This is a genomic window from Actinoplanes lutulentus, assembly GCF_003259845.1.
Lineage (GTDB): Bacteria > Actinomycetota > Actinomycetes > Mycobacteriales > Micromonosporaceae > Actinoplanes > Actinoplanes lutulentus.
This window is the reverse complement of record NZ_QLMJ01000012.1, coordinates 133,977-159,194: the sequence shown is the minus strand read 5'-3', so window position 1 is coordinate 159,194 and position 25,218 is coordinate 133,977. Positions and strand designations below refer to the sequence as shown.

Sequence of the window (25,218 nt, the reverse complement as noted above, 5' to 3'; positions counted from 1 at the left end):
CAAATCGCTATTTCACTCGCGGAACACCCGGGATCAGAGCCTCCGGGTCCTCCGGGTTACCGTCCTGACGGCCGCCGCGACCGGCGAGGCGGCCGGAACGGCAGGGGGCCGCGATGCGCGCACTGGTACAGACCGTGAGCCGTGCGAGTGTGACGGTCGGCGACGAGGTCGTCGGCGAGATCAAGGACGGCCTGCTCGTGCTGGTCGGAGTGACTCACGACGACACGGCGGCGAAAGCGGCCGAGCTGGCCCGCAAGACGTGGGAGCTGCGCATCCTCGACGGCGACCGGTCGGCCTCGGACGAGGACGCGCCGGTGCTGGCGGTCAGCCAGTTCACCCTGTACGGCGACGCGCGCAAGGGTCGCCGGCCCACCTGGAACGCGGCCGCGCCGGCCGAGGTGGCCGAGCCGCTGATCACCGCGTTCGTCGAGGCGCTGCGCGCCCGGGGAGCGACCGTCGCCACCGGCCGCTTCCGGGCACACATGCTCGTCGAAAGCGTGAACGTCGGACCGCGAACGGTCCTGCTGGAGCTCTAGAAGAACAGGCCGCGGCGCTGCGCGGACTGGCGCAGCCACTGGTCGAGCCGGCCGGCCCAGTCGATCTGGTCGGCGGTCGCGTAATCCACGTCGAAGCTGCCGAACGAATCGTGCCCCTCGCTGAGGAGGCCACCACGCTTGTCCAGTTCCAGGATCACCTGGAGCTTGTTCGGCGTCGGCAGGAACGTCAGCTCGAGCTGGTTGATGCCGCTCGCGTACGACGACGGCGGGTAGAACTCGATCTCCTGGTAGAACGGGAGCTGCTGGTCCACCCCGTAGACCCGGCCCTTCTCCACGTCCGCCCGGCTGAACCGGAAACCGAGACGCAGCAGCGCCTCCAGGATCCGCTCCTCGGCCGGCAGCGGGTGCACGGCCACCGCGTCCAGATCGGACTTGTCGACGGCGCGGGCCACCTCGAGCTCGGTGGTCAGACCCATCGTCATCCCGTGCAGGTGCTGCCCGTACACCTCGGTGATCGGCGTCTGCCACGGGACGTCGAAGCGGAACGGGACGTCGTGACGCGCGCCGGGCTCCAGCTTGAACGAACCGGTCAGGCGCTGCCGGTGGAACTCCTGGTCGGTCTGGTACTCACTGTCACCGCTCTCCACCTCGACCCTGGTGATCAGGCCGATCGCGAGATATTCGATGTCGACAGCGTGGTCACCGCCGACCACGTGGACGGTGCCTTCCAGGAACCCGCCCGGATAGGTGTTGGGGTTCGCCAGCACGGTGTCGACCGAAGGCCCACCCACACCGAACGCCTGCATCATGCGCTTGAAGACCACAGTCATCACCCTTTCTCGTCCAGGCACATTATCGGCGACCGGCAAGTACCGGCACTGCCCGAACGACCGGGTTGTCGGCTTGTCGACGTCAGGGTTCTCCCTGATTCATGCCACCTGAAGGCTGGCCTCACCTCCGCTTAACGCGCTTGCGACGAAGCTTGCGTCACCGGCACGGAAGCGGCTGGTACGCACGAGACGTTAATCGCGGGGAGGGGACTCAAGTGGTCCTGGAGATGAAGGCGTCGGAGCAGATGGCAGTCGAAGAGATCGTGACCGAGGGGATCGAGGCGCTCGCCGACCTGGACGCCACGGACGAGCGCGGCGTTTCCGCCGACCTGGTCCGTGCGTACCTGAACGGAATCGGCCGCACACGCTTGCTCACCGCCGTCGAAGAGGTCACCCTCTCGAAGCGCATCGAGGCCGGGCTGTACGCGGAGGAGAAACTCCCCGCCGCCCCCGCCGAGCTTGCGCCCCTGCTCCTCATCATCGCGGCCGAGGGCAAGGCGGCGAAAAACCACCTGCTCGAGGCGAACCTCCGCCTCGTGGTCAGCATCGCGAAGCGTTACACCGGTCGCGGCATGGCATTCCTGGACCTGATCCAGGAAGGCAACCTCGGCCTCATCCGCGCCGTCGAGAAATTCGACTACACCAAGGGCTACAAGTTCTCCACGTACGCCACCTGGTGGATCCGCCAGGCCATCACCCGCGCCATGGCCGACCAGGCCCGCACCATCCGCATCCCGGTGCACATGGTCGAGCAGGTCAACCGCATGGTCCGCTGCCGGCGCGACCTGGCCGCCTCGCTCGGCCGGGAGCCGAGCATCAGCGAGATCGCCAAGACCATGGACGTCCCGGAGTACCAGGTCATCGAGCTGATCTCGTACGACCGGGAGCCGGTCAGCCTGGACCAGGCGGTCGGCGAGGACGGCGAGAGCGCCCTCGGTGACTTCGTCGCCGCGGTCGACCCGAACCAGCCCGGTGAGGGCGTCGGCCAGGGCGAGCTGCGCAGCGAGGTCGAGATCGTGCTCGCCACCCTCTCCGAGCGGGAGTCGGCGGTGATCCGGCTGCGCTTCGGCCTGGACGACGGCCGGCAGCGCACCCTCGACGAGGTGGGCCGCGAGTTCGGCCTGAGCCGCGAGCGCATCCGCCAGATCGAGAAGGTCACGATGCTCAAGCTGCGCGACCCGGAGCGGGCCTCCCGCCTCGAGGCGTACGCGTCCTGAGGTCTGCGGGCCCTGAGGTCTGCGGGTCCTGACCTCAGGCGTTTCGCAGCCTCCGCGGGCCGGTGTCATGACGGACACCGGCATCGCCGAACTCGGCGGCGGCGTGCAGGACGGAGCAACCGTCCGGCCGGGCCAGCACCGGGTTCAGCGTGAGTGACCGCATCCTCGGGTGCTCGTCGGCGATCCGGCCGACCCGCAACAACAGATCGATCAGCGCTGCCCGGTCCACCGGTGTCGATCCCCGGTAACCGTGCAGCAGCGGGGCCGCGCGCGGCTCGTCGACCAGCGCCTCCGCGGCGCGGTCGGTCAGCGGCGCGGCCCGCCAGGCCAGGTCGCCGAGCAGCTCGCTCGCGACACCGCCGAGGCCGAACCCGACGACCGGGCCGAACGCCGGGTCCTCGACCACCTCGATCCGGCAGGCCACACCCGCCGGCACCATGGTCTGCACGAGCACGTCCGGGCCGAACGCGGCGGACAGTTCGCCGTACGCCGTGCGTACGTCGTCTGCCTCGCCCAGAGCGAGGCGCACCGCGCCGAGGTCGATCCGATGGCGCAACCCACCGCCTGCCGCCTTGAGCGCGACCGGATAACCCAGCGCGCCCGCCGCCAGCACCGCGGCGTCGGCGGAACCGGCCAGCGTGGACGGCACGACCGGGATGCCGTAAGCGGTCAGGAGCGCGCCGGTGTCACCGGCGTCGGCGGCGGCCTCGGCAGCCTCCACGTCCACACCGGACAGCACGGGCATCACACCCGGCGGACGGCGCAGCCAGTCGGCGTAATTGACCACCCGGGTCAGCGCCCGCACCGCTTCCTCCACCGACGCGTAGGCCGGCACCCGGCGCGGGACCTGCCCGAACACCATCGTGGCGACTGTCGGTTTCTCCCCGGCGAGCGCCACGCTCGCCACCGCCGCGGCGAAGTCGGCGTCCTCGTCGGCGTGCTGGCCGGGCACCGGCGGGGCGAAGACCACGACGAGCGCGTCCACCCTCGGGTCGACCGCCGCGTCGGCGAGCGCGTCGGCCAGATCGTGCGCGGTGGCGGTCGGGCTGACGTCGCTCGGATAGCCGTCGGCCACGGTCAGACCGGCGGCCCGGCAGGCGACGACGGCGAGCTCGGCCAGCGCCGAGGAGTTGCCGACCACGGCGACCCGGCGGCCGGCCGGCAGCGGCTGGTGGGCGAGGAGCATGCCGACGTCGAAAAGTTCCTGAACGGTGTCCACGCGGATGACGCCAGAACGCGCGAAAAGCGCAGTCACCGCATTGGCGTCCGGACCGGGCGCATCGCCCGCCAGCCCGGGCGGCCTCGTCGCCGACGCGACCGCAACCACCGGCTTCACCCGGCTCATCCGGCGGGCCAGCCGGGCGAACTTGCGCGGGTTGCCGAACGTCTCCAGATAGAGCAGGACCACGTCGGTGCCCGGATCGTCCTGCCAGAACTGGAGCAGGTCGTTGCCGGAGACGTCGGCCCGGTTGCCGGCCGACACGAAACTCGACAGGCCCAGCCCACGCCGGTCCGCCTCGGCCAGCAGCGCCACACCGAGCGCGCCGCTCTGCGCGAAGAAGCCGACCCGGCCGGCTTTCGGCAGCCGTGGCGACAGCGTGGCGTTCAGCCGGACGCCGGCCTCGGTGTTCGCGATCCCGAAACTGCTCGGGCCGATCACCCGCAGCCCGGCGGCGCGCGCGGCCTCCACGAGGCGGCGCTGCTGTGCCGCGCCTTCCGGCCCGGTCTCCCCGAAACCCGCCGAGACCACCACGACGCCGCCCGCGCCCGCGCGGGCGGCGTCGGTCCCGGAATCCGGAACCGCGTGGGCAGGCACCGCGATCAGGGCGAGGTCGATCGGGACACCGGCTTCCGAGGCACTTCGGTACGCCTTCAGCCCGGCAACTCGTTCCGCCGTGGGATGCACCGGGACGATGGCGCCGGTGTACCCGCCGTCGCGCAGGTTGCCCAGCATCGCGGCGCCGATGCCCTGTCCGCTCGCGCTGGCGCCGTAGATCGCGATGCCACGCGGGGCCAGCAGCCGGGCGATCGACCGGGCCTCGGTGAGGTGCTCGCGGGACTCCTGCACCTCACGGGACTTCTCGGTCGGCGCGATCGGGAAGTCCAGGTGGACCACACCGTCCGCGTACCGCCGCTGCACCTGGAAGCCGGAGTCGCCGAAGACCCGCAGCATCCCGCCGTTCTCCGGCAGCACCTCGGCGACGAAACGGGTCATGCCGTTGTCCCGGGCCGCCTCGGCCAGGTGCTCCAGCAGCACCGAGCCGATGCCCCGGCCCTGCAGCGCGTCCTCGACGACGAAGGCCACCTCGGCCTCCGGCGAGTCCTCGCCGAGACGCTCGTACCGGCCCACCGCGGTGATCCGGCCGTCGGCGTCGACAGTCACGAAGGCTTCCCGGTCGTGATGGTCCACATTCACGAAACGCTGGAGGTCCCGCTCGGGGATCCGCGGGTACGGCGAGAAGTAGCGCAGGTAGCGCGTACGGTCGCTCATCCGGGAATGGAAGTCCACGATTGCCGGGGCGTCCTCGGCGCGGATCTGCCGCAGGTGCGCGGTCGAGCCGTCGGCGAGCAGGATGTCCGCGCTTCGTGTGATGGCCCGGTTCTCCACGTCCTCAGTCCCTTGGGTCGTGCGGGTCCAGTCCGTGCAGGGGGAAGACAGCGGTCCGGGTCGCCTGGATGGCCCGGTCCACCGGATCGGTCGTACCCGGCGACCAGTGTTCCATCACCGGAGGCACGCCGTCGGACATCGACTCGGGCACCGGACTTCCCGGGCACCGCTGCGCCGCGAGTTCACGCCAGCCTTTCGGCGTACGCGTCTCCGGGTCGAGCGGCTCCCCCGTGGCGACGGCGAGGAGGTGTGTCCAGGCCCGCGGGACGACCTCGACCAGTGCGTACCCGCCCCCGCCGGTCGCCACCCACCGGCCGTCGCAGATCTCGTCGGCGAGCGCGCGGATCGCGACGTACGCGGCCCGCTGGCCGTCCACCGACAGCCGCAGGTCAGCGAGGGGGTCGAGGCGGTGGGCGTCGGCGCCGCACTGGCTGATGATGATCTCCGGCGCGAACGCCCGGACCACCGACGGCACCACCGCGTGGAAGGCGCGCAGCCAGCCGGCGTCCTCGGTGCCCGGCGGCAGCGGCACGTTCACCGCGGTGCCCTCGGCGTCCGGCCCGCCGATCTCGTCGGCGAACCCGGTGCCCGGGAAGAGCGCGAGCGGCGTCTCGTGCAGGCTGACCGTGAGCACCCGCGGGTCGTTGAAGAACGCCGCCTGCACCCCGTCGCCGTGGTGCACGTCGACGTCGATGTACGCGATCCGCTGGGCGCCGTGTTCGAGCAGCCAGGCGATCGCCACGGCCGGGTCGTTGTAGACGCAGAAGCCGGCGGCCCGGGCCCGCAGCGCGTGATGCAGGCCGCCGGACACGTTCACCGCGCGCCGGGCCGAGCCGTTCCAGACCGCCTCCGCGGCGGCGATGGTGGCGCCGCAGATCCGCGCCGAGGCGTCGTGCATTCCTTCGAATACCGGGTTGTCCGCTGTGTTGAGGCCCCAGCCGGTGAAGAATGGATCGATGGGGGCCAGCCGTACGGCATCCAGGTAATCCGCGCGGTGCACGCGAGTGAGATCGATCTCACTCGCTGGCCGCGGCGTGATCATCTGGACGCCGGGCCGGTCCAGCACACCCAGTTCACGGGCCAGCGCCATGGTCAGTTCGACACGCACCGGATTGAGCGGATGGTCGCCCATGTCGTACTCCAGCAGGGCACTGTCCCACACGACAGCCGTCGTCTCGTCCGCCATGTGGACATGCTCCCATGAGCGCTGTCCCCCGGTCGGGGACGACGTGTCGTTAGCACACGTGTTCCGCTGTCAGGTAGGGTCGTCAGGCACTTGCTCGGGGCGGAAGTGAACTCCCCGCCGCGCGGTATTATCGCTGCTGGGAGGACCGCATCGTGAACGATCTCGTCGATACCACCGAGATGTACCTGCGCACCATCCTCGAGCTTGAGGAAGAAGGTGTGCCCGCACTTCGAGCCCGCATCGCCGAACGCCTGCACCAGAGCGGTCCCACGGTCAGCCAGACCGTCGCCCGGATGGAGCGAGACGGTCTGCTGACCGTCGAGGGTGACCGCCACCTGGTCCTGACCGACATGGGCCGCGCCAGCGCGGTCGCTGTCATGCGCAAGCACCGGCTCGCCGAGCTGCTCCTGGTCAACGTCATCGGCATGCCCTACGAGGAGGCCCACGAGGAGGCCTGCCGCTGGGAGCATGTGATGAGCGATTCCGTGGAGAAACGCGTCTACGAGCTGCTCAACAAGCCGACCCGCTCACCGTACGGAAACCCGATCCCGGGTCTCGAGGAGCTGGGCGCGCCGGACGAGAGCGCACTGGACGAGGTGCTCGGCCACGGCGAGCGCAACCTGGCCTTCCCCGGACTGACCGGCAGCGTCGTGGTCCGCCGGATCTGCGAGAGCGTGCAGACCAACTCGGACGTGCTGCGCCAGCTGCACGCCGCGGGGATAGACCCGGGCACCACGGTCAACGTGGCTCAGGAACGCGACGGCGTCACCATCGACGTCTCCGGCGACAAGATCCGCCTGCCGCGCGAGGTGGCGTCGCGGGTGTTCGTCGCCGCGCGCTAGCCCCGTCAGCCGTCGGTGGTGTTCATCTGCTGAGCGAGGGCGAAAAGCTTCCCGTTCATGGCCTTCACGGTCGCCGCGTCGGCGCCCTTCTCGAAGGTGTACTTGAGCGTCTGGAGCTGCTTCGCCTCGCTCAGCCAGCCGATCTCCACACTCGGGCCGTGCCCGTCCTTGGCCTTGCCGGTGAGCCGATAGGCGGCCTTGCCCAGTTTCTTGAGCTTGGTCGCCTTCGCCGGCATGCGCTCCTCGGTGAAGATCTCGGCGTCAGCCTTGGTCGTTTCGACCACGGAGAGTGACAGGTCGGGCCACTCTTGGTCGACGTTCTGCACGACGCACGTCGACGTCTCGTCGACCTGGTCGGAGGCGGCCACCGAGAACTTGACGCCGAGGGTCCCCTCGATGAACTCCCAGTCCCAGAGGATGCAGGCGCCACCGGCCGACGCGGCGGGCGGCGCGACGACCTCGACCGGGGGCAGCGTGGACGCGGCGGCTTCGTCGTCACGTGGGCCGCAGCCGGAGACGGCGAGCAGCAGAGCGACGGCCGGCACGGCGAAACGCGTACGCACTAGTGATCCTCCCGGGTCCGCGCACACCTTATTGGGCGCGGGGCGCGAGCGGAAGGGTCGGGCTGGTGGTTACCATCCGTACACGCCTTTGATGGGGAGATCCAATGATCAACGACCGTCTCATCGATGCCGGGGACCTGCCCCTGGCCGTGCGCGACTTCGGTGGCGACCAGCCTCCGCTGCTGCTTCTGCACGGCGCTGGCGGCAACCTGGCGCACCTGACCACGCTGGCCCGCGAGCTGCGCCCCCGGCACCGGGTGATCACCGTCGACCTGCGCTGCCACGGCCGCTCCGGCGATGGGCCGTGGACCTGGGACGCCGTGCTGGGTGATCTGGCCGCGGTGTGCGTACAGATGGAATTGACCCGGCCGGCGGTGGCCGGTCATTCCCTGGGCGGGATGATCGCCGCTCTCTGGGCGCAACGGCACCCCGAGACGCCCGGCGTGGTGAGCCTGGACGGCAACCCGCCGCCCAGCCGGCCCGAGCACCTGCCCGGCCTCGACCCCGAGAAGGCGGCGGGCGAGCTGGCCCGGCTGCACACGGTCTTCGACGCGATCGAGGCGTCCGCCGGCCAGGTGATCCCCGCCGACCAGCTGCCCGACCTGGTGGAACGCCAGCAGATGGCGGCCCGCGACATGGGCGCCAACGAGAAGGTGTGGATCGAGGGCTTCCGGCGCAACCTGGCCCACGTGAACGGCGAGACCTCGATCCGGCCGCCCGCGGGGACCACGTCCGAGCTGCGCGCCCTGATGAACTCGCTGGACCTCGGCCCGGTCTACGCGGCGACCACCTGCCCCGAGCTGGTGGTCCTGCCGACCCGCAGCCTGCCCGAGCAGGAGCCCTTCGCCGAGCTGTACGAGGCGCACCGGCGCTATCTCGTGGAGCAGGCCCAGTCGGTGCCGAACCTGCGGTACCTGACGCTGGCCGACGCCTCACACGCCATGGTGGTCGAACAGCCGGCGGCCCTCGCCCAGATCATCGGCGACTTCCTGGCCGAGCACCGCTGAGGCTTGCCGGCCGCCGTCACTCGACGTCGGACAGTGACATCGAGGCGATGTTGATCAGGACGATCGTCAGGCCGATCAGAATCGGCCACAGCACCGCCCCGGTGAAGGCGCCGGCGGCGGTGTCCCGGCGCGCGTGCCGCCTGTGCCACTGACCGAGAACGATCACTGACAGCAGGCCGGCGCCGAAGAGCGCCCCGGCGACCGCGATCTGCCGCGTGAAGGCCAGGGCGACAACGACGGCCACCCACACCACCAGCGACTGTCCCAGGCCGCCCTTGACCGCGTCAGCTCTCAGCATGGCCCAAACCATAGATCGCCCGGCCCACCGAAGCGGACCGGGCGATCAGATGGTTCTCGTTCAGCTGCAGCCGGAGGTCGAGCCGCAGCCCTCACACACGTAGCAGCTGCCGGCGCGGCGCATCTTGGTGCCGCAGGTGAAGCAGAGCGGCGCGTCGGAGGCGTGGCCCGTGACGACCTCGAGGAGCTCGGTCGACGAGCCGGCCTTCACCGGCACCGGCAGCACGGCCTTCACCTCGGCGATCTCGGCCACGGTGACCGTGGAGGAGGAAACCGGGGCTGAGGAGGCCATGCCGGTCACGGCCACGTCCACTGCGGCAGCCTCGGCGGCGGCCTCGGCCTGCGCCTGGAGGGTCCGCTCCTTCGCCGTGAAGATGCCGAGCTCGGCGCGGGTCTCGTACGGCAGGAAGTCCAGCGCCAGGCGACGGAAGATGTAATCCATCACCGAGGACGCCATGCGCACGTCCGGGTCGTCGGTCATGCCGGCCGGCTCGAAGCGCATGTTGGTGAACTTCGCGACGTACGTCTCCAGCGGGACGCCGTACTGCAAGCCTATCGAGATGGCCACCGAGAAGGCGTCCATCACACCGGCCAGAGTGGAGCCCTGCTTCGACATCTTGAGGAAGACCTCGCCGAGGCCGTCGTCCGGGTAGGACGACGCGGTGAGGTAGCCCTCGGCGCCGGCCACCGAGAAGGACACCGTCTCCGACGAGCGCTTCTTCGGGAGGCGCTTGCGGACCGGGCGGTACTCGATGATCTTCTCGACGACCTTCTCGACCGCCTTGGTGACCTCGGCCTCGGCAGCGGCCTTGTCAGCCGCGGCCTTCTCGGTCGCCTTGGCGCCCTTGCCGGCCGAGAGCGGCTGGCCGACCTTGCAGTTGTCGCGGTAGATCGCGAGCGCCTTCAGGCCGAGCTTCCAGCCCTGGTAGTGGATCTCCTCGATCTCCTCGACGGTCGCCGTCTCCGGCATGTTGACCGTCTTCGAGATCGCGCCGGAGATGAACGGCTGCACGGCCGCCATCATCCGCACGTGGCCGAGGGGCGCGATGACCCGCTCGCCCATGGCGCAGTCGAAGACCGCGTAGTGCTCCGGCTTGAGGCCGGGCGCGTCGACGACGTTGCCGTGGTCGGAGATGTGCTCGACGATCGCCTCGACCTGCTCCTCGGGGTATCCGAGGGTGCGCAGGGCGCGCGGCACCGTCTGGTTGACGATCTGCATGGAGCCGCCGCCGACCAGCTTCTTGAACTTGACCAGAGCAAGGTCGGGCTCGATGCCGGTGGTGTCGCAGTCCATCATCAGGCCGATGGTGCCGGTCGGGGCGAGCACCGACGCCTGGGCGTTGCGCCAGCCGTTCTTCTCACCGAGCTTGTTGCCGTTCTTCCACTGCTTGGTGGCCTCACGGACGATCTCGGTGGCGACCAGGCCGACGGGACGGATCTCGTCGTTGGCGGCCGCGTGCTTGCGCATGACGCGCTGGTGCGCCTCGGCGTTGCGGGCGTAGCCCTCGTACGCGCCGACGACGCCGGCGAGCTCGGCGGAGCGGCGGTACGCGGTGCCGTTCATCAGCGACGTGATGGCGGCGGCGACGTTACGGCCGGCGTCCGAGTCGTACGGCAGGCCGGAGGCCATCAGCAGGGCGCCGATGTTCGCGTACCCGATGCCGAGCTGGCGGTAGGCGCGGGTGGTGATCCCGATCTTCTCGGTCGGGAAATCCGCGAAGCAGATCGAGATGTCCATCGCGGTGATGATGAACTCGACGCTCTTGACGAACTTCTCCACCTCGAAGCCGCCATCGGCCTTGAGGAACTTCATCAGGTTCAGCGAGGCCAGGTTGCAGGACGAGTCGTCCAGCGACATGTACTCCGAGCAGGGGTTGGACGCGGTGATCCGGCCCGTCTCGGGGTTGGTGTGCCAGTCGTTGATCGTGTCGTCGTACTGCAGGCCCGGGTCGGCGCACTCCCACGCGGCCTTGGCGATGTCACGGAAGAGCTTGCGCGCGTCGATGGTCTCGATGACCTCGCCGTTGAGCCGGCCGCGGAGGCCGAACTCGGTGCCCTCCTCGTACGCCTTCATGAACTCGTCGGTGACCCGGACCGAGTTGTTGGCGTTCTGGTACTGGACGCTGACGATGTCGTCGCCGCCCAGGTCCATGTCGAAGCCGGCGTCCCGCAGCGCGCGGATCTTGTCTTCCTCGCGCGCCTTGGTCCGGACGAACTCCTCGATGTCCGGGTGGTCCACGTCGAGGATGACCATCTTCGCCGCGCGCCGGGTGGCGCCGCCGGACTTGATGGTTCCCGCGCTGGCGTCGGCGCCGCGCATGAAGCTGACCGGGCCGCTCGCCGTGCCGCCGGAGGAGAGCAGCTCCTTGGAGGAGCGGATCCGGGAGAGGTTGACTCCGGAACCGGAGCCGCCCTTGAAGATCAGGCCCTCTTCCTTGTACCAGTCGAGAATCGAGTCCATCGAGTCGTCGACGGACAGGATGAAGCAGGCGCTGACCTGCTGCGGCGACTGGGTGCCGACGTTGAACCAGACCGGCGAGTTGAAGCTGAACACCTGGTGCAGCAGCATCCAGGTCAGCTCGTGGTCGAAGAGCTCGGCGTCCGCCGGGGTGGCGAAGTAACCGTTCTCCTCGCCCGCCTTGCGGTACGTCTTCACCACGCGGTCGATGAGCTGCTTCAGCGACTGCTCACGCACCGTGGTACCGACCGCACCCCGGAAGTATTTGGTCGTGACGATGTTCGCGGCGTTCACGCTCCAGAACGCCGGGAACTCCACGCCACGCTGCTCGAAGTTGATCGAGCCGTCACGCCAGTTGGTCATGACGACGTCGCGGCGTTCCCACTCCACCTCGTCGTACGGGTGGACGCCCTCGGTCGTCCACACCCGCTCCACTCGCAGCCCCCCGGCCGCCGCGCCGGTGCCGCCGCTCGTCCGGCTGCGCTGGCGACCTGCAGTGATGCCGTCTCCGGCCATAAGGATGTGCTCCCCCTCGTAGTACCACGGAAAGGTGTAGCTGAATTGCCGGCTGAATCAGTCGTCGAACTGATCAGCTGTTGAGCTTGGGCGCCCGCGAGCCGGACCGCGGCGCGACGGCATGTCGCGTCCCGGGTTCCCTGACGGCGGGCGCGTCGCGGAGCGCGGCGATCTCCTTCTCGAATTCGTCCAGAGAGTCGAACGCTTTATAAACACTCGCGAACCGCAGATAAGCCACCTGGTCCAGCTCACGCAGAGGCGTGAGGATCGCCAGGCCCACATCGTGGCTGGGGATCTCGGCGGCGCCCTTGGCCCGGACGGTCTCCTCCACCCGCTGCGCGAGCAGCGCGATCGAGTCCTCGTCGACGGGACGGCCCTGACAGGCCTTCCGGACACCACTCATGATCTTGGTACGGCTGAAGGGCTCGGTGACGCCGCTGCGCTTGACCACCGCGAGGACCGCCTCCTCGACCGTGGTGAAACGTTTGCCGCACTCGGGACACGACCGGCGGCGACGGATCAACTGACCGTCGTCGGCCTCTCGTGAGTCGACCACGCGCGAATCGGCGTGACGGCAGTACGGGCAACGCACCGCTGACCCCCTCCGGCTTCCTCCCGACGGGCTCCGGACACACAGAAGCACAGCTTCGCCATGGTCGAGACCAACGCGAGGCTGTGGACGGCATGTGGATAACCGGGGAGAGGGAAACCCAACCTGTGGATGACTTACATCCGTGTAACCACTAGATGTTGGGGTAGACGCTAGGCCCCGGCGGACGCCGACGCAAGTTCAGCAACGTGCCGACGCGCCGAGTTTTTCAACATCACCACCAGGGGTGATGTCACAATCACTCGCCGCAGCGGGCAAGGGTGACATGACGTGCCGATGAAACGGACGACCCACCCGTCCGGCGACCACCAAGGGACACCGAAGATCGCTGGTCAACCTTGCGAAGCGCCAGTGAACAACACGACACTCGCGAGAACCGCCAGAAGGAAATAGGCGCCGAGCAGAACCGCCCGGCCACGCCTGGTGAGCCGCACCGGCTGCGGCGCGTGTCGCATCCCACTGGAAACCATCACGACTCCCCTTCTCGGACACCCGTTCGATAGAACGCCCGTACGACGGTCTATCAGAACAGGAGTACGGAAGTCGAGCCTTGAGGCGCGACACGCCGGAGAAAACTCGTACAGATGTTTGAATAAGTCGCATCTCCCTATTACGGTTTTCCGTCAAGAGGGTCAGCCGGGCCGGACGTCATCCCCACAACGTCGGTCCGGGTCCGCGACGCACCACGTGCCGGAAGGCACTGGCCGACAGGGAGGGCGGGGACGTGCCTACCGACGACCGCACGAGCCAACAGCAACCACCGAGCCCGGGGGCCATCCGCCGCCGCAGCACACCGAGCCGGGGCCGCAGCGGCGACGCGCCCCAGCTGCGCTCGGTCACCCCGGTCGGCAACGTGCCCGAGGCCGTCGCCACCGACCTGACCGCACGCCAGCGCCGGATCCTGGAGTTCATCCGCGACTGGGTGGAGAAGTACGGATACCCGCCGAGCGTGCGCGAGATCGGCGAGGCGGTCGGCCTGGTCTCCCCGTCCAGCGTGGCGTACCAGCTGAAGGCTCTGGAGACCAAGGGGTACCTGCGCCGCGACCCGAACCGGCCGCGCGCCGTGGACGTCCGCGTGCCCGGTGAGCTCGTCGACGACGAGGCCCTGCGCGCCGCCCGCCCCCAGCCGGCGTACGTTCCGCTGGTCGGCCGGATCGCGGCCGGTGGCCCGATCCTCGCCGAGCAGTCCGTCGAGGAGTTCTTCCCGCTGCCGCGCGAGCTGGTCGGCGAGGGCGAGGTCTTCATGCTCGAGGTCAAGGGCGACTCGATGATCGACGCGGCGATCTGCAACGGCGACTGGGTGGTGGTCCGCCAGCAGCCCACCGCCGAGGCGGGCGACATCGTGGCCGCCATGATCGACGGCGAGGCCACGGTGAAGAGCTACCGCCAGCGGGACGGGCACGTCTGGCTGATGCCGGCGAACCCCGCCTTCGACCCGATCCCCGGCGACGACGCCACCATCATGGGCCGGGTCGTGGCCGTCCTGCGCCGCGTCTGAAAAACCCCTTTGGGTACGCGAAAAGGGCCGGTCCCAGTGGGACCGGCCCTTCGTCGTGAAGCTCTATCGGCGGTGATCCTGGTCGTCAGGGCGGCCGTAGACACCGCCACCGCCGCCGCCACGGCCCGGAGGCTGCTGCTGGGGACCACGCTGCGGGGGCCCACCCTGCTGCGGACCACGCGGCTGTTGCTGCTGCGGCCCACGGGGAGGCTGTTGCGGCCCCCGCGGCTGCTGCTGAGGGCCACGCGGAGCGCCCTGCTGCGGGTTACGCGGCGGCTGCTGCTGGGGACCACGCTGCGGAGGCTGGGGCCCACGCGGCGGTTGCGGACCGCGCGGCTGCTGAGGGCCACCCTGCTGCGGACCACCCTGCTGCGGGCCACGCGGCTGCTGCTGGGGACCACGCTGCGGGGGTCCGCCCTGCTGCGGTCCGCCCTGCTGCGGTCCGCGGGGAGGCTGCTGCCCACCGGGCCGGCCGTACTGGCCGCCGCCGGCCGGAGCGCCTGCCGGCGCACCCGCGGGAGCACCGCTGTAGACGCCGGGCCCGCCCCGCTGCGGGCCAGGGCCGCCGGCGCCGGCCGGAGGACCGGACTGGGCGCCGTAGACCGGGCCGCCACCGCCACCACCGGGCCGCCCGTACGCCGCGGCGCCGCGCTGCGGCACGCCGCCGACCCCGATCAGCTCGGTCTCCGGGTCGTCGGTGTTCAGCCCGCCGGACAGGTCGTCGGCCTCGGCGGCCGCGGTCGCCTGCGGGGACTTGCGGAAGCGCACGATGCCGAAGACACCGGCCGCCACCAGCAGCAGACCCAGACCACCCACGCCGGCGACCATGTAGGTCACGTCGTTGACGGTCAGGTTCGAGTACCAGGAGCCGCCCGAGGCGCTCTGCCCGGACTTCTCCGAGATCTCGGCGATCTCGGTGGCCGGCGTGTACTCCCGGATGTAGCTGACGGTCTCGGTGTCGCCGTTCATGTCCGAGGCGGTGAGGAACGTCTTGCCGTCCGCGCTGTACGAGATGGCCTCGCCGAACGGCTCGTTCGGCAGGCCGGTCGTGCGGGGCTCATTCTTCAGAGCGGCCAGCACGTCGCCGTTCGTGACGTCCCATTCGAGCGCGTCGGTGTAGGTGCGGAGCGCGACCTTGGCCCCACCGGGAGCCATCGCTCCGCCGGTGATCGTCTTGTTGCCGATCCGGGCCACCGCGTTGCCGGCCGTCTCGGTGGCGTTGACCGTGAGGTCGGCCACCCGCGTCATCGGCACGCCGTCGGCGCTTTTCGCCACCAGCGGCGCGGAGGGCTTGTAGACCCCGGCCGCCACGCCGATCTCCTTGGTGATGACCAGCGGAAGGCCGTCCTTGTCGATCAGGATGGCCTCGGCGTCGTGAGCGTCACCGTCCGGGTACGTCATCCGGTAGATCTGGGCCTTCTTGGAACCGTCGGCCGCCATCTTCCAGATCGAGATGGTCGGACGCGGTTTCGGGTCCTCGTCGCGGACGCCGTTGTCACCGATGTCGGCGATCCAGAGCGTCTTGCCGTCCGGCGACAGGACCATGTCCTCGGTGTCGAAGGGGCCGTCACCGCTGTATTCCTGCTCCTTGGTGACGGCGCACTTCTTGTTGAGGAAGAAGATCTTTTCCTTGGCGGAATTATCGGTGCCGTCGTCGATCACGACGTACCCGGTCTTCGTCGCCACCAGCCCGGAGATCTCATCGAGCCGTTTGTCGGTGATCTTGCAGAGCTTCTTCCCCGGGGTCGCCTTGGCACTCACCGTCGGCGCGGGTGTCGGGTCCTCAGCCGACGCGCTGGAGGAACCGACCATCACGAAGCCCATAGCCACGATGATCGAGAAGACGAGACGCCGCATCCGCACAGTGTCGCATGCGGCGTCGCCCGTTGGTATTACGTGTGGATCAACGCTGGTGGGAGCACCTGTGAGGCCATCGCCTCACAGCCGGAAAGCGTCCAGGTCGGAGGCGAGATGTTCGTCCACCCGTACGCGCAGCTCAGTGCCGTCGTCCAGGTGTCGCGACTGGATCACCTGACCGGACCGGTGCACCCTGGCCACCAGGTCACCCCGGTCGTACGGCAGCAGGATCGTCAAGTCGACGGCCGGCCGGGGCAGCCGATCGGCGATGGCCTTGTGCAGCTCCTCGATGCCCGCTCCGGATCGCGCCGACACGAAGACGGCATCCGGCCAGGTCCGCTTGAGCCGCAGCTTTGTCTCTTCGTCGGCCGCGTCGACCTTGTTGACCACGAGCAGCTCGGGAATCCGGTCGGCGCCGACCTCACCGAGCACCTCACGGACCGCGCTGACCTGACCCTCGGGGTCCGGGTGGGCACCGTCCACGACGTGCAGCACCAGGTCGGCCTGTGCGACCTCCTCGAGCGTGGAGCGGAACGCCTCCACGATCTGGTGCGGCAGGTGCCGGACGAAACCGACAGTGTCGGAGAGCGTGTAGAGACGCCCGTCCTCCGCTGCGGTCTGCCGGGTGGTCGTGTCGAGGGTGGCGAACAGCGCGTCCTCCACCAGCAGACCGGCCTGGGTCAGCCGGTTGATCAGGCTCGACTTGCCGGCGTTGGTGTAACCGGCGATGGCCACGGCCGGGATGCCGCTCGCGGCACGGCGGGACCGCTTGGTCTCGCGTACCGTCTTCATGTTCTTGATCTCGCGGCGCAGCTTCGAGATGCGGGTGTTGATCCGCCGCTTGTCGGTCTCGAGCTTGGTCTCACCGGGACCACGCGTGCCGACACCGCCGCCACCCGAACCGCCACCGGCGCCGCCGCCCTGGCGGGACAGCGAGTCACCCCAGCCACGCAGTCGCGGCAGAAGGTATTGCAGCTGGGCCAGCTCGACCTGGGCCTTGCCCTCACGGCTCTTGGCGTGCTGGGCGAAGATGTCGAGGATCAGCGCGGTCCGGTCGACCACCTTGACCTTGACCTGCTCCTCCAGCTTGCGCAGCTGCGAGGGCGAGAGCTCACCGTCACAGATGACGGTGTCGGCGCCGGTCATGATGACCACGTCGCGCAGCTCGTCGACCTTGCCGCGGCCGATGAACGTGGCCGCGTCGGGCTGCTTGCGCCGCTGGATCAGGCCCTCGAGCACCTGTGATCCGGCGGTCTCGGCGAGGGCGGCCAGCTCGGCCAGCGAGTTTTCCGCATCGGCGACGCTGCCTTCGGTCCAGACGCCGACCAGAACGACACGTTCGAGTCGCAGTTGTCGGTACTCGACCTCGGTGACGTCGGTCAGCTCCGTGGAGAGACCCGCCACACGCCTCAGCGAGTGCCGCTCTTCCAGCTCCAGCTCACCGGTGGTCAGGTCGGGCTCGTCCAGCACGGGTGCCTGGTAGGTGTTTCGCAAAAGTGACCTCCTCCGGCCCGATCGTGGCACGTCCCGGCGACGGGCGCATCCACATAACCGACCCGGACGTTCTGGCTGTCGGAAACTGACTACTCAGTAACCACCGCAGCAGCGGTCGTTATTCCGCAAGAGCGACAATGCGGAGACTCACCCACCAACGTCGGAGGGAACACCGTGGTGACCACCCGCCTGCCGAGCGCAGGATTCTCGATCACGATTCGCATTGCCGTTACCGCGGATGCCTCGTCCATCGGCCGCCTCACCACCTGTGTGGGTGAGGCCGGGGCGATCGTGACGGCGCTGGACGTCGTGGACTCCGACCCCACCCACGTGATCGTCGACCTGACCTGTGACACCGCTGACGCGGCGCACGCCGACCAGGTCGTCAAGCAACTCGAGGACCAGGACGGCGTCGACGTCCGCAAGGTCTCCGACCGGACCTTCCTCCTGCACCTGGGCGGCAAGATCGAGGTCAGCTCCAAGGTCGCGCTCCGGAACCGCGACGAGCTGTCCATGGCGTACACGCCGGGTGTGGCCCGGGTCTGCATGGCGATCGCCGAGAACCCGGCCGACGCCCGCCGCCTCACCATCAAGCGCAACACCGTGGCCGTGGTCAGCGACGGCTCGGCCGTGCTCGGCCTCGGCAACATCGGGCCGGCCGCGGCGATGCCGGTCATGGAGGGCAAGGCCGCCCTGTTCAAGCGGTTCGGCGGCGTGGACGCCTGGCCCGTGGTCCTGGACACCCAGGACACCGACGAGATCGTGGCGATCGTGAAGGCGATCGCTCCGGCGTACGGCGGGATCAACCTGGAGGACATCGCGGCGCCGCGGTGCTTCGAGATCGAGGCCCGGCTGCGGGAGCTGCTGGACATCCCGGTCTTCCACGACGACCAACACGGCACCGCGATCTGCGTGCTGGCCGCGCTGACCAACGCCCTGCGGGTGGTCGGCAAGCGGCTCGAGGACGTCCGGGTCGTGGTCTCCGGCGCCGGCGCGGCCGGCACCGCGATCATGAAGCTCCTGCTGCGCCAGGGTGTGGGCGACATCATCGCGTACGACCGGAAGGGCGCCCTGCACCGCGGGATGCCCGACATGTCGGAGACCTGGCAGTGGCTGGCCGAGAACACGAACAAGGCCGGCTACTCAGGGGACCTGCCCGGTGCGATCGCCGGAGCGGACGTCTTCATCGGCGTCAGCGCCCCGAACCTGCTCACCGGCGACGACATCGCCAAGATGGCCGACAAGTCGATCGTGTTCGCGCTGGCCAACCCGGACCCCGAGGTCGACCCGCGGGAGGCCCGCAAGCACGCGGCCATCGTGGCCACCGGGCGGTCCGACCAGCCGAACCAGATCAACAACGTGCTGGCGTTCCCCGGTGTCTTCCGCGGCATGCTCGACGTGAGCGCCGAGGCGTTCACCGAGGAGATGGCGCTCGCGGCGGCCCGGGCGATCGCCGACGTGGTGGGCGAGGACAAGCTCAACCCGACGGTGATCGTGCCGAGCGTCTTCGACCAGCGGGTGACCCCGGCGGTGGCGGCGGCGATCCGGGCGGTGGTCCGGGGCACTCCGGCGCCGCAGAACCCGGCTGCGGTACCGGAATCGGAGCTCGACAAGGCCCCGGAGGGCATCTTCTAGAAAACCCGGCCTAGCGGATCGTGAGCGAGAAGCCGGTCAGTTCGCCGACGTAGTCGGTGATCAGGCCGGCCACTCCCGCCTCCACCAGCTCCGGCCAGCGGGACCGGTCGTTCGCCGTCCAGGGCATCACGCCCACCCCCGCCTCGGCCAGCTCGGCGGTCACCTCACGCAGACGTAGCGCGTCGTCGACCGGCGGGTTGCAGAGGACCACGCCGAGCTCGCGGACCAGCGGGACCGTCTCCGCGTCGAAGCGGAACAACAGCAGCCCGCGCCGCACGTCCGGGGCGACGTCGCGGACCTTGCGCACCACGTCCGGGTCGAAGCTCTGCACCACCGTGCGGTCCAGCAGGTCGCGTTCGGCCAGCTGGGCGATGATCGATTTCACCTCGTCCAGCGTGGCCGGCGGCTTGATCTCGACGAGCAGCTCGGGGGCGGCCGGGGCGAGCAGGTCCAGCACCGAGGCCAGGGCGGGCACCCGCACACCCGCGAACGCCGGGCTGAACCGCACGCCGGCGTCCAGCGCGGCGATCTCGTCCCAGCGCAGGTCCCAGACGCGGCCCCGGCCGGTGGTGGTGCGGTCGACGGTCCGGTCGTGGATCACCACGGGCACGCCGTCGGCGGTGACGCGTACGTCGAACTCGACGAACGTGGCGCCGGCCCGGACCGCGGCCTCGAAGGCGGGCAGGGTGTTCTCCGGCGCGGCCGCCGCGTAACCCCGGTGGGCCACGCGATGCAGCGTCACAACACCGAACCGGTGGCGACCAGCACGGCCGGGCCCTCCAGCCACCAGCCGTCCGCCTCGTCGTGGGTCACGATGAGCCGGCCGCCGGGCACGTCCACGGCGATCGAGCCGGCGGACAGGCCCCGGTCGCGCAGGGCGACCGCGCCGACCGCGAGCGCGCCGGTGCCGCAGGACAGGGTCTCGCCGGAGCCGCGCTCGTGCACCCGCATCCGGACGTGGCCGTCCACGCCGCTGACCGGCTCGGCCTGCTCGACGAACTCGACGTTCACCCCGTGCGGGAACACGCCGGCGTCGAAAGCGGGCTCACGATGCAGGTCCAGGCCGGCCAGCGACACGCCGTCGTGCAGGCCGCAGACCAGGTGCGGGTTGCCGCAGTCCACGGCGACACCCGGAAGGGTCAGGGAACCGACGGTGGCCGCGCTTCCGGCGTACACACGCGGGGTTGTCATCCGCACCTTGATCGTGTCCGCGCTGACCAGGGCGACCATGATCCCGGCTCGCGTCGCCACCGGCAGGCCCGCAGGGACTGCCGTGGCGAGATCGTTGTCCAGGAGGTATCGGACGAAGACGCGGACGCCGTTGCCGCACATCTCGGCGATCGAGCCGTCGCTGTTCCAGTAATCCATGAACCACTCGGCCTCGCCGGCGAGACCGGCGGCCTCGGGGTGTTTGGCGCTGCGCACCACCCGCAGGACGCCGTCGCCGCCGATCCCGCGGCGGCGATCGCAGAGCGACGCCACGATCTCGGGCGTGAGCGCGAGCTCGCCGTCCGGATCGGGCAGGATCACGAAGTCGTTGCCGGTCCCATGACCTTTGGTGAAACGCACGCCGCCCATCATCGCGCAACAGTGAGGGCGTCGGCCACCAGCGTCGGCGAGGCGCCGTCCAGCCAGGTGGTCGAGGGGTCGCGGCGGAACCAGGACCGCTGGCGGCGGACGAAGCGCCGGGTGCCGCGAACCGTGTCGTCCTTCGCCTGGTCCTCGGTGAGCTCGCCGTCGATCTGGGCGAGAGCCTGCTGGTAACCGAGCGCCCGGGACGCGGTCCGGCCGTCCCGGATCCCGGTCAGGCCCTGGACCTCCTTGATCAGGCCGGCTTCCCACATCAGATCGACCCGCAGGGCGATCCGCTCGTCGAGGGCGGCGGTATCCCGGTCGACGCCGATCTGCACGGAGTCGTAGACCGGCGCCGGGTCGGGCAGCGACGCGGTGAAGGGCTGCCCGGTCAGCTCGATCACTTCGAGGGCGCGGACGATGCGGCGGCCGTTGGAGGGCAGGATCTTCGCGGCCGCCACCGGGTCCTTTTCCGTTAAAAGCGCATATAGCGGAGCGCCGGCCGCCAGCTCCGCCTCAAGACGCGCCCGAATCGCGGGATCCGTCCCAGGAAACTCGAAATCTTCCAGAACGGCTCGCACATACAGCCCGGAACCCCCGACGAGCAGCGGAACCTTGCCTCGCCCGAGGATGTCGTCGATGGCCGCGCGGGCCAGCCGCTGATATTCGGCGACCGCCGCCGGCTCGGTCACGTCCCAGATGTCGAGCAGATGGTGCGGCACGCCGTCACGCTCGGCCACGCTCAGCTTGGCGGTGCCGATGTCCATGCCCCGGTAAAGCTGCATCGAGTCCGCATTGACCACCTCACCACCTGTTTCGTGGGCGAGAGCGATGCTCAGGGCGGACTTGCCGGCCGCCGTCGGGCCGACGACGGTGACCACTCGATGACCTGCTGGGGACGGCACTTGACAACGGTAGGACACCGTTGTGTCACGGTCGTTGGCGGGAGCTTTCCCCTAACCGGGTTGGACCTGTGACAATGCGCGAGAAAGAATGCCGGTGGGAAGGTTGGCATTCACTGCGCTGTGGCGGTGGCCGCGGGCCGGGTTCAGGTCCGACGGCGCCGGGAGAACGAGGATGAGCTGATGAACGACTGGACGGCCTTCGGGCGCGTGGATGCCGACGGCACCGTGTACGTGAAGACCGCCGAGGGCGACCGGGTGGTCGGCTCCTGGCAGGCGGGTACGCCGGAGGAGGGTCTTGCACACTTCGCCCGCCGATTCGCCGACCTGGTGACCGAGGTCGACCTCGTCGAGGCTCGCCTCAAGTCGGGCGCGGCGGACGCGGCCCACTCCCTGAGCAGCGTGAAACGGATTCGCACCACGCTCGACGAGGCTCACGTGGTCGGCGACATCGACGGCCTCGTGGCCCGGCTGGAGCGCCTCTCCACCCTCGCGGACGAGAAAGCCGGCGAGGCCCGTGCCGCCCGCGAGGTGGCCCGCACCGAGGCCCTCGCGCGCAAGACCGCCCTCGTCGAGGAGGCGGAGAAGATCGCCGCCGACGCCACCGGCTGGAAAACGGCCGGCGACCGTCTCAAGGAGATCCTCGACGAGTGGAAGACGATCCGCGGCGTCGACAAGAAGACCGACGGCGAGCTGTGGAAGCGGTTCGCGACCGCGCGGGACGGCTTCACCCGTCGCCGCGGCGCGCACTTCGCCACCCTCGACGGGCAGCGCAAGCAGGCTCAGACTGCCAAGGAAGACCTGGTCAAGGAAGCGGAGACGCTCGCCGAGTCGACCGAGTGGTCGTCGACGGCAAACCGTCTCAAGGAGCTGATGACCGAGTGGAAGTCGGCGCCCCGCGCCGCCAAGGAGGCCGAGCAGCGCCTCTGGGAACGCTTCCGTGCCGCTCAGGACGCGTTCTTCACCCGGCGTAGCGAGGTCTTCTCCGCCCGCGACGCCGAGTACCAGGGCAACCTGGACCGCAAGCACGCCATCCTCGCCGAGGTGGAGGCGCTCGACGTCGACTCCGACGCCCGCGCCGCACAGAACAAGCTCCGCGACGCCCAGGCCGCTTGGCACGAGGCCGGCCGCGTGCCGCGCGAGGCGTCCGCCTCGCTCGACCGTCGCTGGCGGGCCGCCGAGGAGCGCATCCGCGTGGCGATGGACTCGGCCTGGCGCAAGACCAGCCCGCAGGACAACCCGCTGCTGCGCCAGATGCGTGACCAGGTCGCCGAGGCCGAGCAGCGCCTCACCCGCGCCCAGGCGGCCGGCGACAACCGCCGGATCAAGGAGGCCGAGCAGGCCCTGGCGTCCAAGCGCCAGTTCCTCGCTCTCGCCGAGCAGGCGAACTAGCTCCAACCAGCTCCAACCAGCTCCATCTAGCTCCATCTGCGCAATCAGGCGGCAGGCCGTTGGCCTGCCGCCTTCGCGCTTTTGGTACGCGTTTCGCAGGACGCCCGTGGCACCCACCGCGACGCCCCTGCGACGCTAGGCCGCTGCGCGCCTTTCGCTATCGGTGCATGGCCGAGGGCACCAGGCTCGACATCTCGGCGATGGTGGCGTTGGCGCCGGTGCAGACGACGGCCACCCGGCGACCGGCGAAGAGCTTCGCGTGGGTCAGCACGGCGGCCAGGGCGGCCGCTCCGGCGCCCTCGGCGAGCGTGTGCGCCGCGGTCGCCAGCAGGCGGCGGGCCTCGCTGATCTCGTCGTCGGTGACCAGCAGGAACTCGCTCAGCCGGCCGGCGATCATCCGCTGCGGCAGGGCGTACCCCCGGCCGGTGGCCAGGCCCGCCACGGCGGTGCGGTTCGGGCGCTCGACAAGCGTTCCCGCACGCCAGGAGTCGTGGGCTGCCGGTGACGCCGACGACTGCACGCCGATCACCTCACAGCCCGGCGCCAGCTCGGCCGCGACCAGGCAGGCGGCCGCCGCGCCGGTGCCGCTGCCGACCGGCACCACGATCGCGTCCAGGTCCGGGTGCGCTTCGAGGATCTCCAGGTACAGCGTGCCGACCCCGGCGATCAGCTCCGGCGTGTCACCCGGGCTGACCAGGCGGGCGCCGGTCTCGGCGGCGTGTTCGCGGGCGTACCGCTCGGCGGCCTCCAGCGAGTCACCGGTGCGGACGGCCCGCGCTCCCCACGCCTCGACCTTCTTCGTCGCGCTCTCCGAGGCACTCGCCGGCATGACGACAGTGCACGGCGCCCCGAAGACACGGCTGGCGTACGCGATCGACTGCGCGTGGTTACCGGTGGAGTAGGTGACAACGCCATGACAGCGCTCGGCCTCTGTCATGTTCGACAAAAGGGTCAATCCGCCGCGTACCTTGAACGCTCCGACCGGCTGGGTGTTCTCGTGCTTGACCAGCACGTTCGCCCCGGCGACCCGGTCGACGAGCGGGTAGGACCAGATCGGCGTGGGCGGCAGGTGACCGGCGAGCAGGGTCCGGGCGGCGCGCACGTCGGCGAGAGTCGGTTCCATGGCTTCGATCGTCAGCCCTCCCCTATCCATAGGTCCAATGTCAAAGCCCTCGAATACCCATAGATCCGATTGATAGGTTGACCCGATGCTCGACGTCACCCGGCTCACCGTCCTGGTCGCGGTGGCCCGGCACGGCTCGGTCACCGCGGCCGCCCGCGCCCTGCATTACGCCCAGCCGTCGGTCAGCCACCACCTGGCCCGGCTGGAGGCGGAGACCGGCAGCCAGCTGATCCAGCGGGCCGGCCGGGGCATCCGCCTCACCGAAGCGGGCCGGCTGCTGGCCGACCGGGCCGAGGAGATCCTGGGCCGGCTGGCCGCCGCGGAATCCGAACTGGCCGCACACACCGGGCTGCGAAGCGGACGGGTACGGCTCGCGGCGTTCCCGTCGGCGCTGGGCACGTTCGTACCGGTGGCGGCGGCATCGTTCGCCGCGGCGTTCCCGGGGGTGGACCTGCGGTTCACCGAGGCCGAGCCACCGGAGGCGGTGCGCCTGCTGCGAAACGGCGAGGTCGAGGCGGCAGTGGTCTTCGAGCACCTGTCCGCCGTCCCGGGGCTCGTCTCCTCCAGCTTTGCCGGGCTCCGGGTGGTCACGGTGATGGAGGAGGCGGCGCACCTCGTGGTTCCGGCGGACTGGACCGGTGACCGGCTGGCCGACCACCGGGACCGGCCATGGATCGGCGGCTGTGAACGCTGCCAGGAGCGGCTGAGGATCGCGTGTGCGGCCGAGGGGTTCACACCGGACATCCGGTTCACCACTGACGACTACGTGGCCGTACAGGCGCTGGTGGCCGCCGGGATGGGTGCCACCACGCTGCCCGCGCTGGCGCTCGCCGCCCACCGCAATCCGCGGGTCCGGGTGGTGCCGCTGCCGGGCCCGGGCCGCCGCATCTCGGTGGCCGTGGCCGGCGACCCACCCGATCCCCCCGGAACAGCGGCACTGCTGGATCACCTGGTAACCGCCGCCCACACCGCAGCGGCCGGCCGGCTTGTGCTTGCGGTCGTTGATTCGGGCTTTGCGCGACCGTGAGCACGAGCTGGACCTGTGGGCGGGTGGGGTAATGGTCTGGGCGTGAGGGGGCGCCGGGGCCGGTGGTGGCGGGCGCCGGGGGGAGGG

Annotated in this window: 21 protein-coding genes; 8 read left to right on the top strand and 13 right to left on the bottom strand. The window is 70.1% G+C overall.

Annotated elements, in window-relative coordinates; all coding sequences use genetic code 11:
* Positions 1-113 precede the first annotated feature (113 nt).
* Positions 114-536, top strand: coding sequence for a D-aminoacyl-tRNA deacylase (gene dtd, locus B0I29_RS24895; protein WP_111651476.1), 423 nt, complete (start codon positions 114-116; stop codon positions 534-536).
* Here the strand turns inward: dtd and B0I29_RS24890 are convergent.
* Positions 533-1,321, bottom strand: coding sequence for a sporulation protein (locus B0I29_RS24890; RefSeq protein WP_111651609.1), 789 nt, complete (start codon positions 1,319-1,321; stop codon positions 533-535). The genes dtd and B0I29_RS24890 overlap by 4 nt on opposite strands.
* 251 nt (positions 1,322-1,572) lie before the next feature.
* Here B0I29_RS24890 and sigB point away from each other — a divergent pair, with 251 nt between their 5' ends.
* The gene (gene sigB, locus B0I29_RS24885) at positions 1,573-2,544 is read left to right on the top strand and encodes an RNA polymerase sigma factor SigB (protein ID WP_111651608.1); all 972 of its coding nucleotides are present in this window, start codon (positions 1,573-1,575) and stop codon (positions 2,542-2,544) included.
* 34 nt (positions 2,545-2,578) lie between these two features.
* On the opposite strand, the gene B0I29_RS24880 is transcribed toward sigB, so the two are convergent.
* Together B0I29_RS24880 and B0I29_RS24875 are read right to left on the bottom strand one after the other, a co-directional pair.
* Positions 2,579-5,152 carry a bifunctional acetate--CoA ligase family protein/GNAT family N-acetyltransferase gene (locus B0I29_RS24880; protein ID WP_245972722.1) on the bottom strand — a complete coding sequence of 858 codons (2,574 nt, stop codon included), beginning with the start codon at positions 5,150-5,152 and terminating at the stop codon, positions 2,579-2,581.
* Positions 5,153-5,156: 4 nt separating this feature from the next.
* Complete coding sequence (locus B0I29_RS24875) at positions 5,157-6,338, bottom strand: acetoin utilization protein AcuC (protein ID WP_111651475.1); 1,182 nt, start codon at positions 6,336-6,338, stop codon at positions 5,157-5,159.
* A 149-nt stretch (positions 6,339-6,487) separates the two neighbouring features.
* Between B0I29_RS24875 and B0I29_RS24870 the strand changes: the two genes are divergently transcribed.
* Positions 6,488-7,180 (top strand): iron-dependent transcriptional repressor DtxR, encoded by a 693-nt coding sequence (locus B0I29_RS24870; protein WP_111651474.1) that lies wholly within the window; start codon positions 6,488-6,490, stop codon positions 7,178-7,180.
* Positions 7,181-7,185: 5 nt separating this feature from the next.
* Here B0I29_RS24870 and B0I29_RS24865 read toward each other — a convergent pair whose 3' ends face one another.
* A complete protein-coding gene (locus B0I29_RS24865) occupies positions 7,186-7,743 on the bottom strand; it encodes a hypothetical protein (RefSeq protein WP_245972721.1) in 558 nt (185 codons plus the stop codon).
* Between the two features lie 104 nt (positions 7,744-7,847).
* On the opposite strand from B0I29_RS24865, the gene B0I29_RS24860 reads away from it, so the two are divergent.
* Positions 7,848-8,750, top strand: coding sequence for an alpha/beta fold hydrolase (locus B0I29_RS24860; protein ID WP_111651473.1), 903 nt, complete (start codon positions 7,848-7,850; stop codon positions 8,748-8,750).
* Positions 8,751-8,766: 16 nt separating this feature from the next.
* Here B0I29_RS24860 and B0I29_RS24855 read toward each other — a convergent pair whose 3' ends face one another.
* The 3 genes from B0I29_RS24855 to nrdR form a co-directional block, all read right to left on the bottom strand.
* On the bottom strand, positions 8,767-9,048 hold the full coding sequence (locus B0I29_RS24855) for a hypothetical protein (RefSeq protein WP_146616882.1): 282 nt from the start codon (positions 9,046-9,048) through the stop codon (positions 8,767-8,769).
* A 60-nt stretch (positions 9,049-9,108) separates the two neighbouring features.
* Entirely contained in the window at positions 9,109-12,021 is a 2,913-nt protein-coding gene (locus B0I29_RS24850; RefSeq protein WP_111651471.1) for a vitamin B12-dependent ribonucleotide reductase, read from the bottom strand.
* Positions 12,022-12,094: 73 nt separating this feature from the next.
* Positions 12,095-12,613, bottom strand: coding sequence for a transcriptional regulator NrdR (gene nrdR, locus B0I29_RS24845; RefSeq protein ID WP_111651470.1), 519 nt, complete (start codon positions 12,611-12,613; stop codon positions 12,095-12,097).
* A 742-nt stretch (positions 12,614-13,355) separates the two neighbouring features.
* Here nrdR and lexA point away from each other — a divergent pair.
* Entirely contained in the window at positions 13,356-14,129 is a 774-nt protein-coding gene (gene lexA, locus B0I29_RS24840; protein ID WP_111651469.1) for a transcriptional repressor LexA, read from the top strand.
* A 63-nt stretch (positions 14,130-14,192) separates the two neighbouring features.
* On the opposite strand, the gene B0I29_RS24835 is transcribed toward lexA, so the two are convergent.
* Together B0I29_RS24835 and hflX are read right to left on the bottom strand one after the other, a co-directional pair.
* Positions 14,193-15,986, bottom strand: coding sequence for a hypothetical protein (locus B0I29_RS24835; protein ID WP_111651468.1), 1,794 nt, complete (start codon positions 15,984-15,986; stop codon positions 14,193-14,195).
* Positions 15,987-16,067: 81 nt separating this feature from the next.
* Positions 16,068-17,480 carry a GTPase HflX gene (hflX, locus tag B0I29_RS24830; RefSeq protein WP_111651467.1) on the bottom strand — a complete coding sequence of 471 codons (1,413 nt, stop codon included), beginning with the start codon at positions 17,478-17,480 and terminating at the stop codon, positions 16,068-16,070.
* 174 nt (positions 17,481-17,654) lie between these two features.
* On the opposite strand from hflX, the gene B0I29_RS24825 reads away from it, so the two are divergent.
* Positions 17,655-19,115 (top strand): NAD-dependent malic enzyme, encoded by a 1,461-nt coding sequence (locus tag B0I29_RS24825; RefSeq protein ID WP_111651466.1) that lies wholly within the window; start codon positions 17,655-17,657, stop codon positions 19,113-19,115.
* A 10-nt stretch (positions 19,116-19,125) separates the two neighbouring features.
* Here B0I29_RS24825 and B0I29_RS24820 read toward each other — a convergent pair whose 3' ends face one another.
* The 3 genes from B0I29_RS24820 to miaA are packed head-to-tail and all read right to left on the bottom strand — an operon-like array spanning position 19,126 to position 21,610.
* Positions 19,126-19,857, bottom strand: coding sequence for a glycerophosphodiester phosphodiesterase (locus tag B0I29_RS24820; RefSeq protein ID WP_181557960.1), 732 nt, complete (start codon positions 19,855-19,857; stop codon positions 19,126-19,128).
* Positions 19,854-20,684 (bottom strand): diaminopimelate epimerase, encoded by an 831-nt coding sequence (gene dapF / locus B0I29_RS24815; protein WP_111651464.1) that lies wholly within the window; start codon positions 20,682-20,684, stop codon positions 19,854-19,856. Before dapF ends, B0I29_RS24820 begins: the two co-directional genes overlap by 4 nt.
* A gap of 8 nt (positions 20,685-20,692) precedes the next feature.
* Positions 20,693-21,610, bottom strand: a complete 918-nt coding sequence (miaA, locus tag B0I29_RS24810) for a tRNA (adenosine(37)-N6)-dimethylallyltransferase MiaA (RefSeq protein WP_111651463.1) — start codon at positions 21,608-21,610, stop codon at positions 20,693-20,695.
* Between the two features lie 162 nt (positions 21,611-21,772).
* Here miaA and B0I29_RS24805 point away from each other — a divergent pair, with 162 nt between their 5' ends.
* Positions 21,773-22,981, top strand: coding sequence for a DUF349 domain-containing protein (locus B0I29_RS24805; protein ID WP_111651605.1), 1,209 nt, complete (start codon positions 21,773-21,775; stop codon positions 22,979-22,981).
* Positions 22,982-23,138: 157 nt separating this feature from the next.
* Here the strand turns inward: B0I29_RS24805 and B0I29_RS24800 are convergent, their stop codons facing one another.
* Positions 23,139-24,104 carry a threonine ammonia-lyase gene (locus B0I29_RS24800; protein WP_111651462.1) on the bottom strand — a complete coding sequence of 322 codons (966 nt, stop codon included), beginning with the start codon at positions 24,102-24,104 and terminating at the stop codon, positions 23,139-23,141.
* 85 nt (positions 24,105-24,189) lie between these two features.
* On the opposite strand from B0I29_RS24800, the gene B0I29_RS24795 reads away from it, so the two are divergent.
* Entirely contained in the window at positions 24,190-25,131 is a 942-nt protein-coding gene (locus B0I29_RS24795; protein ID WP_111651461.1) for a LysR family transcriptional regulator, read from the top strand.
* Positions 25,132-25,218 lie beyond the last annotated feature (87 nt).